General features: G+C 66.3%; 13 protein-coding genes. 8 read left to right on the forward strand and 5 right to left on the reverse strand.

The features are described from left to right. Positions 1-115: 115 nt before the first annotated feature. The 6 genes from gcvT to ACUTAF_RS22725 all read left to right on the forward strand — a co-directional run bounded on the left by gcvT (position 116) and on the right by ACUTAF_RS22725 (position 3,232). Positions 116-1,198, forward strand: coding sequence for a glycine cleavage system aminomethyltransferase GcvT (gene gcvT / locus ACUTAF_RS22700; protein ID WP_445582082.1), 1,083 nt, complete (start codon positions 116-118; stop codon positions 1,196-1,198). Positions 1,199-1,292: 94 nt separating this feature from the next. Beyond that, on the forward strand, positions 1,293-1,682 hold the full coding sequence (gcvH, locus tag ACUTAF_RS22705) for a glycine cleavage system protein GcvH (RefSeq protein WP_445582083.1): 390 nt from the start codon (positions 1,293-1,295) through the stop codon (positions 1,680-1,682). Between the two features lie 176 nt (positions 1,683-1,858). Next, complete coding sequence (locus ACUTAF_RS22710) at positions 1,859-2,173, forward strand: metalloregulator ArsR/SmtB family transcription factor (RefSeq protein WP_445582084.1); 315 nt, start codon at positions 1,859-1,861, stop codon at positions 2,171-2,173. Continuing rightward, positions 2,170-2,604 (forward strand): YeeE/YedE family protein, encoded by a 435-nt coding sequence (locus ACUTAF_RS22715; RefSeq protein WP_445582085.1) that lies wholly within the window; start codon positions 2,170-2,172, stop codon positions 2,602-2,604. The genes ACUTAF_RS22710 and ACUTAF_RS22715 overlap by 4 nt, the downstream gene beginning before the upstream one ends. Positions 2,605-2,606: 2 nt before the next feature. Then, positions 2,607-3,026, forward strand: coding sequence for a DUF6691 family protein (locus ACUTAF_RS22720; protein WP_445582086.1), 420 nt, complete (start codon positions 2,607-2,609; stop codon positions 3,024-3,026). A gap of 14 nt (positions 3,027-3,040) precedes the next feature. Next, positions 3,041-3,232 carry a YgaP family membrane protein gene (locus tag ACUTAF_RS22725; protein ID WP_445582087.1) on the forward strand — a complete coding sequence of 64 codons (192 nt, stop codon included), beginning with the start codon at positions 3,041-3,043 and terminating at the stop codon, positions 3,230-3,232. Positions 3,233-3,260: 28 nt separating this feature from the next. Here ACUTAF_RS22725 and aguA read toward each other — a convergent pair whose 3' ends face one another. From aguA to ACUTAF_RS22750, 5 genes are all read right to left on the reverse strand, one after another. Next, positions 3,261-4,367: an agmatine deiminase gene (aguA, locus tag ACUTAF_RS22730; protein WP_445582088.1), complete on the reverse strand. Its 1,107-nt coding sequence runs from the start codon at positions 4,365-4,367 to the stop codon at positions 3,261-3,263. 49 nt (positions 4,368-4,416) lie between these two features. Then, the gene (gene aguB / locus ACUTAF_RS22735) at positions 4,417-5,298 is read right to left on the reverse strand and encodes an N-carbamoylputrescine amidase (protein WP_445582089.1); all 882 of its coding nucleotides are present in this window, start codon (positions 5,296-5,298) and stop codon (positions 4,417-4,419) included. A gap of 353 nt (positions 5,299-5,651) precedes the next feature. Beyond that, positions 5,652-6,293 carry a TetR/AcrR family transcriptional regulator gene (locus tag ACUTAF_RS22740; RefSeq protein WP_445582090.1) on the reverse strand — a complete coding sequence of 214 codons (642 nt, stop codon included), beginning with the start codon at positions 6,291-6,293 and terminating at the stop codon, positions 5,652-5,654. A 60-nt stretch (positions 6,294-6,353) separates the two neighbouring features. Beyond that, a complete protein-coding gene (locus tag ACUTAF_RS22745; RefSeq protein WP_445582091.1) occupies positions 6,354-7,412 on the reverse strand; it encodes an extracellular solute-binding protein in 1,059 nt (352 codons plus the stop codon). A gap of 111 nt (positions 7,413-7,523) precedes the next feature. Then, positions 7,524-8,903: a glutamine synthetase family protein gene (locus tag ACUTAF_RS22750; RefSeq protein WP_445582092.1), complete on the reverse strand. Its 1,380-nt coding sequence runs from the start codon at positions 8,901-8,903 to the stop codon at positions 7,524-7,526. Between the two features lie 276 nt (positions 8,904-9,179). Here ACUTAF_RS22750 and ACUTAF_RS22755 point away from each other — a divergent pair, with 276 nt between their 5' ends. Then, positions 9,180-9,932: a gamma-glutamyl-gamma-aminobutyrate hydrolase family protein gene (locus ACUTAF_RS22755; protein WP_445582093.1), complete on the forward strand. Its 753-nt coding sequence runs from the start codon at positions 9,180-9,182 to the stop codon at positions 9,930-9,932. Between the two features lie 41 nt (positions 9,933-9,973). Further along, the gene (locus ACUTAF_RS22760) at positions 9,974-11,332 is read left to right on the forward strand and encodes a glutamine synthetase family protein (RefSeq protein ID WP_004373256.1); all 1,359 of its coding nucleotides are present in this window, start codon (positions 9,974-9,976) and stop codon (positions 11,330-11,332) included. Positions 11,333-11,391 lie beyond the last annotated feature (59 nt).

Raw genomic sequence — 11,391 nt, forward strand, 5'->3', positions numbered from 1 at the left:
AGCGCAGTGTGCTTCTGCACATGAGCATTTTGAGCCTGGCTGCAACGCAGCAATGGCAACGCAGCTAGCTTCTCGGGGTCTGAATCGCTTCGCCAAGCCCGGAAGGAGATAACCCATGGGACAGCGTACCCCCCTCTATGACCTGCATCTGGCGCTGGGCGCCAAGATGGTCGATTTCGGCGGCTGGGACATGCCGCTGCACTACGGCTCGCAGGTCGAGGAACATCATCAGGTGCGCCGCGAATGCGGCGTGTTCGACGTCTCGCACATGTGCGTGGTGGACGTTGCCGGCAGCCAGGCGCAGGGGTTCCTGCAGCGTCTGCTGGCCAACGATGTGGCGCGCCTGGAGAGTGCAGGCAAGGCCCTGTACAGCGCCATGCTCAACGAGCAGGCCGGGGTGATCGACGACCTGATCGTCTACCTCGTCGACGGCGGCTATCGCCTGATGGTCAACGCCGGCACCCGCGACAAGGACCTGGCCTGGATGCACGCCCAGGCCGGCGACTACGAGGTCGAGCTGCGCGAGCGCCGCGATCTGGCCATGCTCGCCATCCAGGGGCCCAAGGCCCGTGCCCGCGTCGCCGAACTGGTGACCCAGGCGCGCGCCGCGCTGATCCACGAACTCAAGCCGTTCCAGGGCCTGCCCGAGGGCGACTGGTTCATCGCCCGCACCGGTTACACCGGCGAAGACGGCCTGGAAATTGTGCTGCCGAGCACCGAGGTGGTGTCCTTCCTCAACGAGCTGGTCGGTGCCGGCATCGCCCCCATCGGCCTCGGCGCACGCGACACGCTGCGCCTCGAGGCCGGCATGAATCTCTACGGCCAGGACATGGACGAGAACGTCTCGCCGCTGGCTGCCAACATGGCCTGGACCATCGCCTGGGAGCCGGTCGCACGCGACTTCATCGGCCGTGCCGCGCTCGAGGCGCAGCGTGCGGCGGGCTGTCCGAGCAAGCTGGTCGGCCTGGTGCTAGAGGAGCGCGGTGTGCTGCGCGCGCATCAGGTGGTGCGTGTCGAAGGCATCGGCGACGGCGAGATCACCAGCGGCAGCTTCTCGCCGACGCTGAACAAGTCCATCGCCCTGGCCCGCGTACCGGCGGCCACCGGCGAGCGTGCCGAGGTGGAAATCCGCGGCAAGTGGTACCCGGTGCGGGTGGTCAAGCCGAGCTTTGTACGCAACGGCAAAACGCTGATCTGAATCCCTGGGCCGCGACGTGGACTTTCGCTCCCGCCGCGGCCTGCTAAATTGTCCTGACGGCCCGCTTGCCGTCATCGCTTACGAGGAAGCACACATGAGCAATATTCCCGCCGATCTGCGTTATGCCGCCAGCCACGAGTGGGCGCGCCTGGAGGCCGATGGCAGCGTGACCGTCGGCATTTCCGACCACGCCCAGGAAGCCCTCGGCGACGTGGTGTTCATCGAGCTGCCGGAAGTCGGCAAGCAGCTGGACGCCGGCCAGGAAGCCGGGGTGGTGGAGTCGGTCAAGGCTGCCTCCGACATCTACGCGCCGATTGGCGGCGAGGTGATCGCGATCAACGAGGCGCTGGCCGACAGCCCGGAGAACGTCAACAGCGACCCATACGGCAGCTGGTTCTTCAAGCTCAAGCCGAGCGATGCCGGCGAGCTGGACAAGCTGCTCGACGCCGGCGCCTACCAGGCCGCTGCCGACGCCGATTCCTGAGTCGTCCGCTACGTCCAGAAAACCCGCTTCGGCGGGTTTTTGCGTTTATGGAACAGGGCGGCGGGTTACATTCGTCCTCGGCGAGATCGCCGCCTCATGACCGTCTATCGACCTCGTTGACATGCTTTTGCAAAACAATATATAAAAACACATATTGTATTTGCCTAAGGTGTTACATGAGCGACCTGATCGATATCCAGCAACTGCGCGCCAATGCCGATGCCGCCGGGCAGCTGCTCAAGGCCCTGGCCAATCCGGATCGCCTGCTGCTGCTCTGCCAGCTGTCCCAGGGCGAGCGCAACGTCAGCGAGCTGGAGGCATTGCTCGGCATCCAGCAGCCGACCCTGTCGCAGCAACTGGCCGTGCTGCGTCGCGAGGGGCTGGTGGAAACCCGCCGTGATGGCAAGCAGATCTTCTATCGCATCAGCAGCCCGGCGGCGCTGGCGGTGATCGAGACGCTGTACCGGCTGTTCTGCGAGGGCCGGCAATGAATATCGACTGGCATGCCTTCACGCCCTGGAGCGCACTGGCCGGCGGCGCATTGATCGGTCTGGCGGCGGCGCTGTTCGCCCTGGCCAACGGGCGCGTCGCCGGCATCAGTGGCCTGCTCGGCAGCCTGGTGCAGAGCGGGTCCGAAGGACGGGGCGAGAAGGCGCTGTTCCTCCTCGGCCTGCTGGTCGCGCCGCTGCTCTGGGGGCTGTTCGCTGCGCTGCCGGCGATCGAGTTCGAGGCCGGCGCTGCGGGCCTGATCGTCGCCGGCCTGCTGGTCGGTATCGGCACGCGCTACGGCTCGGGCTGCACCAGCGGCCATGGCGTGTGCGGCATCTCGCGGCTGTCGCCGCGTTCGCTGGTGGCGACGCTGTGCTTCATGGGCGCGGGTTTCGCCACGGTGTTTGTCCTGCGTCATCTGTTGGGAGGCTGAAAATGGCCAGACTGAGTGCATTCGTCGCCGGCCTGCTGTTCGGCCTCGGCCTGTTGCTGGCCGGTATGGCCAACCCGGCCAAGGTGCTGGCCTTTCTCGACCTGGCCGGTGCCTGGGATCCTTCCCTGGCGCTGGTGATGGCGGGTGCCATCGGCGTTGCCCTGCTGCCATTGCGGCTGGCGGGCCAGCGCCCGCGGGCGTTGCTGGGCGGTGCCATGCAGCTGCCAACCCGGCGCGAGCTGGACGCCCGGCTGATCGGCGGCAGCCTGCTGTTCGGCGTCGGCTGGGGCATCGCCGGCATCTGCCCGGGGCCGGCCGTGGCCATCCTGCTCACGGGGCACTGGCAGGCGCCGCTGTTCGTCGCGGCAATGCTGAGCGGAATGCTGATTTTCTCCGCGCTGGAGGGCCGGCGCGGCCATTGACCGAGGAGGTCATCATGCAACGCAATGTGGGAACCCTCGACCGCAGCCTGCGCATCGCCGCCGGGCTGATCCTGATTGGTCTCAGCCTGTCCGGCGTCATCGGCCTGTGGGGCTGGATCGGCCTGCTGCCGCTGGCCACCGGCATGCTTCGCTTCTGCCCGGCCTATCCGCTGCTGGGCATCAGCACCTGCAAGACCAAGCACTGAACGGGGCGGCGACAGGGCGCCGCCCGGCTTAGCGCCGCTGCGGCGCAGGTTGCTGCTGGGTGATGCAGTGGATATTGCCGCCGCCGAGGAGGATCTCGCGGCCGGGCACCAGCACCACGCGGTGCGCGGGGAAGACCCGCTCGAGGATGGCGCGGGCTTCGGCGTCCTTGGCGTCGTCGAAACTCGGCGCGACGATGCCGCCGTTGACGATCAGGAAGTTGACGTAGGAGCCGGCCAGGCGGATCGATGGGTCGCGTGCCTGGCTGCCTTCGGCGGCGTCGACGCCGGCGCACTCTTCCTCGGTTGCGTGGATCGGCCCGGGGATCGGCATCTTGTGCACGATCAGCTGGCGGCCCTTGGCGTCGCGCGCGCTTTCCAGCACGCGCATGGCGGCCTGGCAGCGCGGGTAGTTGGGGTCGTTCTCGTCGTCGGTCCAGGCCAGCAGCACCTCGCCGGGGCGCACGTAGCAGCAGAAGTTGTCGACGTGGCCGTCGGTCTCGTCGTTGTAAAGGCCGTCCGGCAGCCAGATCACCCTGTCGATGGCCAGCTGCTCGCGCAGTACGGCCTCGATCTGTTCACGCGACAAGTGCGGATTGCGGTTCCTGTTCAGTAGGCACTCTTCGGTGGTGATCAGGGTGCCCTCGCCGTCGACGTGGATCGAGCCGCCTTCGAGGACGAAGCCTTCGGTGCGGTAGCGCTTGCAGCCTTCGATCTCGAGGATCTTGCGCGCCACCTGATCGTCGCGCTGCCAGGGCCAGTACAGGCCCCCATCGAAGCCGCCCCAGGCGTTGAAGGTCCAGTCCACGCCGCGCACTTCGCCGCCGGCGTTGGTGACGAAGGTCGGGCCGGTGTCGCGCACCCAGGCGTCGTCGGTGCTGATTTCCACCAGGCGGATATTGTCGGCATCCAGGCGCGCGCGGGCGTTGTCGTACTGCGCGGCGGACACGCAGACGGTCACCGGCTCGAACTCGGTGATGGCGCGGGCCACCGCGGCGAAGGCGGCTTGCGCCGGCTTGCCGCCGAGGCGCCAGTTGTCTGGGCGTTCGGGCCAGACCATCCAGGTCTGGCTGTGGGGTTCCCATTCCGCCGGCATGCGGAAGCCATCGGCGCGGGGAGTGCTGTTCAGGGTGGTCATGGTTCGATCCGTAGGGTGCGCCGTGCGCACCGGCGAAGGTATGGGGGGGTTACTCGGAGAGGCTCTCGCCGTCGAGGGTCGCTAGCGGCCAGTATAGGTTCGGCCGGCGGTCGCGGAATACGCCCCAGGCGCTGCGCACCTTCTCCAGCTCGGTCAGATCGAAGCTGTGCACCAGCACGCCTTCCTCGCTTTGATCCAGCTCCTCGACCTTCTCGCCGAACTGGTTGGCGATAAAGGAGCTGCCGTAGAAGCTGATGGCATAGCCGTCCTGCTCCTCGCGGCCGATGCGGTTGCTGGCCACCAGCGGCATCAGGTTGGCGCCGGCATGGCCCTGCTGCACGCGCTGCCAGTGCTCGCGCGAGTTGATAGCGGGGTCGTGCGGCTCGCTGCCGATGGCGGTGGGGTAGAACAGGATCTCCGCGCCCAGCAGCGCCATGCTGCGCGCGCATTCGGGGAACCACTGGTCCCAGCAGATGCCGACGCCGATCCTGGCGTAGGCGGTGTCCCACACCTTGAAGCCGCTGTCGCCCGGGTTGAAGTAGTACTTCTCGTGGTAGCCGGGGCCGTCCGGGATATGGCTTTTCCGATAAATCCCGAGGTTGCTGCCGTCGGCGTCGATGATGGCGATGCTGTTGAAGCGCGCGCGCCCGGCACGCTCGAAGAAGCTGATCGGCAGCACCACTCGCAGTTCGGCGGCGACCTTCTGGAAGTGCAGGATCGCCGGGTTTTCCTCCACCGGGGTGGCCAGCTGGCTGTAGTCGGCATTGGGCTTCTGGCAGAAGTAGGGGGTCTCGAACAGCTCCTGGATCAGGATGATCTGCGCGCCCCGGGCGGCGGCCTGGCGCACCAGCTTCTCGGCGTTGGCGATATTGCCGGCGACATCCCAGGAGCAGGCCATCTGGGTCGCGGCGACGGTGACGATACGGGACATACAGCACCTCTTGGACTTGTGGGCAGGCGGCTCCAGGGCTCGCGGAGGCCTGCTCGGGAAGCCATGGCTGAACATCAGTCATGGCGAGATGCTCGATTTATATCCGATAAAAATCGAATTTAGAAGACTGAGGAGATAGGGAAGGCCAAATATTTCGGATTTTTATCGGATTAATATCCGTCAATCTGGTTCCTGGGCGAGCCCGGTTGGGGAGACGCGGAGTAATCCGCGAACAGGGTCGCGCGCCGGGCCAAGGTCGTTCGTGAACAAATGCGCCCCTGCAGCGCTGTGGCGTGCCGTGCGCAGCAGGTCAATTGTCAGCGGTGGCGCGGCCTAGGCGGCCCCGTGACACCCTAGGTAAGCGGTGCGGGGCGTTTCGGCAGGGCGGCGGGCAGGTACAGGCCGAGGTAGGCGTCGAACACGCGCATGCCTTCCTCGGCCAGGCGCGGGGTGATGGCGCCGTGCAGCTGCACCGAGCGGGCGTAGACGCGGTCGCCCAGCTCCATGGCCAGGGCGAACACCTCGATATCGCTCGGCAGTTGCGGCAGGGGGAAGTGGCGGTCGAACAGCGCCTGCATCAGTCGCCCCAGTTCCACGTCGTGCTGGCGGTCGGCTTGGGTCACTTCGGCCAGGCCGTGCTGGGCGAGGATCAGCTGGCGCGCGGCGGCGTCCTGCGCGTAGATCGCCAGCATGCGCTGTTCGACGAGGCGCGACAGGTCGTGCCAGCTGCGCAGCGCGGCGTGGTCGACCGGCTGCTGCAGGCAGGCGCGGAAGGCGGCGTGGATATCGGCGGTGAGGCCTTCTAGCAGCGCAGGCACGCTGGCGAAGAAGTGGTAGACCGAGGATGGCGGAATCGCTGCGCGCTCGGCCACGGCATAGATCGACAGGTTGGCCACGCCCTGCTCGGCCAGCAGTTCGCGCGCGGCCGCCAGGATCACGGCGATCCGCGCCTGGCTGCTGGCGCGGGGTTTGCGGGGGCTGGCGGGGCGCGACATGGCGGACTCCTGGGGCAAGGAGGCGCTATTGGACGCCAGCCGGCGCGTCGCTGACAAGCCTCAGCCGCCGGTGCGAAAGCGTTGCCAGACGCGGTCGCGCACCTCGGCGTGCTTGTCCGGCAGCACCTCCAGGGCATGCAGGCGGCGCTTGCTGTCCTGGTCCGGATAGAGCCCGGGCTGGTTGAGCAGGGCGGCGTCGAGGAACTGCGCGGAGTCGGCGTTGCCGTTGGGGTAGAGGGTCTCGGCGGTGATCAGCGCGGCCACCTGCGGCTGCATCAGGTAGTCGATGAAGCGGTGGGCCAGGTCGGCGCGGCGCGCGCTGGCAGGAATCACCAGGCTGTCGATGAACAGCACCGAGCCCTCCTGCGGCACCACGAAGCGCACCGGCTGGCCGGCGTCGGCGGCGGCCAGGGCGTCGCCGACCCAGGCCATGGCCAGGCACAGGCGACCGTGGGCGAGGTCGTCGATATAGCGCTGGCTGTCGACGTAGCGCAGGTGCGGGCGCAAGCCGTCGAGCACGGCGCCGGCGCGCTCGATGCGACTCGGCGCGCTGCGCGCCAGGCTGCGCCCCTGGTAGTTGAGCAGCAGCGCCAGGGTCTCGTCGGGGGCGTCCAGCACGCTGATGCCGCAGCCGGCCAGGCGTGCGCTCTGCGTGACGTCGAACAACAGGCTCCAGCTGTCCGGCAGCGGCCCGCCATAGGCGGCCTCGGCCTGCGGCACGTTGATCGCCAGGCCCACCGCGCCCCACAGATAGGGCACGGCATGGCGGTTGCGCGGATCGAGCGCGGCCAACTTGCTCAGCAGCTGCCTGTCGAGGTGCTTGCGGTTGGGCAGCAGGCGCAGGTCCAGCGGCTGGATGGCACCGGCGGCGATCAGCGCCGGCAGGTCGTTGTGCGAGGGCACCGCGACGTCGATGGACTCGCCGCTGGCCAGCGCCGCGGCCAGTTCCTCGGCGCTGCTGAAGGTGCGGTATTCCACGGCGATGCCGGTCTCGCGGCTGAAGCTTTCCAGCGCCTGCGGGGCGATGTAGTCGTTCCAGTTGTAGACGCGGATGCTGTCGGCGGCGGCCGTCAGTCCGGGCGCGAGGGCCAGCAGTAGCGGAGCGAGAACGCGAAACATGACGACTTCCTCGAGGCATGGCTTCGCCGTTCCACGTGGCGTGGACGGTTCGGCAGCGCGTGGGGGGCAGACAAAACAACGCCGGCACTAGGGCCGGCGTCGGGCATTGCATCAGACGGTATGCAGGTACCAGTTGTATTCGAGGTCGGAGATGGTGGTCTCGAACTCCTGCAGCTCGGCTTCCTTGCAGGCGACGAAGATGTCGATGTACTTCGGATCGATGTACTTGTTCAACACCTCGCTGTCGTCCAGCTCGCGCAGGGCGTCGCGCAGGTTGTTCGGCAGGCTGGGTTCGAGCTGCTCGTAGGCATTGCCTTCGATCGGCTCGCTAGGCTCGATCTGATTGGTCAGGCCGTGGTGGATGCCGGCGAGAATCGAGGCCAGCATCAGGTAGGGGTTGGCATCGGCGCCGGCCACCCGGTGCTCGATGCGCACGGCGTCGGCGCTGCCGGTTGGCACGCGCACGGCCACGGTGCGGTTGTCCAGGGCCCAGCTCGGCGCGTTGGGCACGTAGAACTGCGCGCCGAAACGGCGGTAGGAGTTGACGTTGGGGCAGAGGAAGGCCATCGACGCGGCCATGGTGTCGAGGATGCCGCCCACGGCGTGGCGCAGCGAGGCGTTCTGTAGTGGGTCGTCGGCGGCGAAGATGTTCTTGCCGGTTTTCTTGTCCAGCAGCGAGATGTGCACGTGCAGGCCGTTGCCGGCCTGGCCCGGGTAGGGCTTGGCCATGAAGGTGGAGTCCATCTCGTGGTCGTAAGCGATGTTCTTGATCAGGCGCTTGAGCAGCAGCGCGTAGTCGCAGGCCTTGATCGCGTCCTCGACGTGGTGCAGGTTGACCTCGAACTGCGCCGGGGCGCTTTCCTTGACGATGGCGTCGGCCGGGATGCCTTGCTCCTTGGCGGCTTCGAGCATGTCCTGCAGGCAGTCGACGTACTCGTCCAGATCGTCGATCAGGTAGACCTGAGTCGAATGCGGGCGCTTGCCGGAGATCGGCGAGCGCGGCGGCTGCGGACGGCCGTTCACGTTCTCCTGGTCGATCAGGTAGAACTCCAGTTCGAAGGCGGCGCAGATGCGCAGGCCCATGTCGTCGAACTTCTGCACCACCTGGCGCAGCACCTCGCGCGGGTCGGCGAAGAACGGCGCGCCGTCCAGCTCGTGCATGGTCATCAGCAGCTGCGCGGTGGGGCGCTTCTGCCAGGGCTCGTTGCACAGGGTATTGGGAATGGGGAAGCAGATGCGGTCGGCGTCGCCGATGTCCAGGCCCAGGCCGGTGCTCTCCACGGTGGCGCCATTGATGTCGAGGGCGAACAGCGAGGCCGGCAGGTTGATGCCTTTCTCGTACACCTTGTGGAGGGCGTTACGGTCGATGCGCTTGCCGCGCACCACACCGTTCATATCTGCAATAAGAAGGTCGACGAACAGGACCTCAGGATGTTCCTTAAGGAACGCGTTCGCTTCGTTAAGCTGAACGGCACGCGGGGGTACCGACATGATGCAACACCTTTATTGTTAAAAATATCAATCATGCAACTGCATGGGTGTGAGTCAATCCGAAACACCCATGGCTGTCAAGAGAGCCCTATGATGCCCTAAAAAAGGGCTGCGCGGCCAATTATGGGGCGTTTCACGGCGCTGCAGCCCGGTTGAGCATCAGGCTGGGCGGGCTGCTCAGCGGGGTGTGTTCAATTTTTTACATGGCTATTGTGTAAAAAAATGAACAAGGCTAAGCTCGGTTCCAACCCATAACAGCAATAAAACGGGTGTTCCATGTCTCGCCTGCCGATAGTCGGCGTCAGCGCTTGTACCAAGCAGATCGGTCACAACCTTTACCACACCGCCGGCGACAAGTACCTGCGGGCCGTGCTGGTCGGGGCCGGTGGCATGCCGCTGATCATTCCCGCGCTGGGCGATCTGCTGGCGCTGCCGCAGTTGCTCGAGTCGCTGGACGGCCTGCTGTTCACCGGCTCGCCGTCCAATGTCGAACCCCATCATTATTCGGGCGAGGGCAGCGCCCCCGGTACCTTGCACGATAGCTGCCGCGACGCCACCGCGCTGCCGCTTATTCGCGCGGCGCTCGACGGCTGCGTGCCGCTGCTGGGCATCTGCCGAGGTTTTCAGGAAATCAACGTGGCCCTCGGCGGCACGCTGCATCAGCGCGTGCACGAGATCCCAGGGCTGACGGATCACCGCGAGCCGAAGGATCGGCCGGTGGAAGTCCAGTATGGCCCGCGCCACGCACTACAGGTGCAACCGGGCGGGTTGCTCGCCGGCATCGGCTTGCCGAGCGAGTTCCAGGTCAACTCCATTCATGGCCAGGGCGTTGCACGTCTGGCGCCGGGCCTTCGCGTAGAAGCTCTGGCGCCCGACGGGTTGGTCGAAGCTTTTTCCGTCATCGGGGCAAAAAGCTTCGCGCTGGGGGTGCAATGGCACCCCGAGTGGCAGGTAGCATCCAATCCGAATTATCTCGCCATCTTCCAGGCCTTTGGTGAGGCTTGCAGGGAGAGGGCGGGGCAACGCTGAACCGACTATACCTAGTCGGATTCTCCAACCCTGAGGTCTCTATGAGTACCAAGCTAGACCAGCTCACCAGCTGGCTGAAAGAACGCAAAATCACCGAAGTCGAATGCCTGATCAGCGACCTGACCGGCATTGCCCGCGGCAAGATCTCGCCGACCAACAAGTTCCTCGACGAAAAGGGCATGCGCCTGCCCGAGAGCGTCCTGCTGCAGACCGTCACCGGCGACTACGTCGAGGACGACATCTATTACGAGCTGCTCGACGAGGCGGACATCGACATGTTCTGCCGTCCCGACGAAAACGCCGTGTTCCTCGTGCCCTGGGCCATCGAGCCCACTGCGATGGTGATCCACGACACCTTCGACAAGCAGGGCAACCCGATCGAGCTGTCGCCGCGCAACATCCTCAAGACCGTGCTCAAGCTCTACGCCGACAAGGGCTGGCGGCCGATCGTCGCGCCGGAGATGGAGTTCTACCTGACCAAGCGCAACAGCGACCCGGACTTCCCGCTGGTGGCGCCGATGGGCCGCTCCGGCCGGCCCGAGGTGGGCCGGCAGTCCTTTTCCATCGACGCGGCCAACGAATTCGACCCGCTGTTCGAGGACGTCTACGACTGGTGCGAGCTGCAGGGCCTGGACCTGGACACGCTGATCCACGAGGACGGCCCGGCGCAGATGGAAATCAACTTCCGTCACGGCGACGCGCTGCACCTGGCCGACCAGATCACCGTATTCAAGCGCACCATGCGCGAGGCGGCGCTCAAGCACGACGTGGCAGCCACCTTCATGGCCAAGCCGATCACCGACGAGCCGGGCAGCGCCATGCATATCCACCAGAGCGTGGTGGACATCAAGACCGGCAAGAACATCTTCTCCAACGAAGACGGCACCATGAGCGAGCTGTTCCTGCAGCACATCGGCGGCCTGCAGAAGTACATCCCCGAGCTGCTGCCGCTGTTCGCGCCGAACGTCAACTCGTTCCGCCGCTTCCTGCCCGATACCTCGGCGCCGGTGAACGTGGAGTGGGGCGAGGAGAACCGTACCGTGGGCCTGCGCGTGCCCGAGGCCGGGCCGCAGAACCGCCGGGTGGAGAACCGCCTGGCCGGCGCCGACGCCAACCCCTATCTGGTGCTGGCCGCCTCCTTGCTGTGCGGCTACATCGGCATGGTCGAAGGCATCAAGCCCAGCGCGCCGGTCAAGGGGCGTGGTTACGAGCGGCGCAACCTGCGCCTGCCTCTGACCATCGAGGCCGCGCTGGAGCGCATGGAGGCGTGCAAGGCCGCCGAGAAGTACCTCGGCGAGAAGTTCATGCGCGGCTATGTCGCGGTGAAACGCGCCGAGCACGAGAACTTCAAGCGGGTGATCAGTTCCTGGGAGCGCGAGTTCCTCCTGCTGTCGGTGTAAGCGGTAGCTGGTCGCGGCAGTTGCCGCGGCCAGCACCCCGGATTCCAGCGGGCCGCCGC

It is taken from the genome of Pseudomonas sp. SP16.1, from assembly GCF_052682975.1.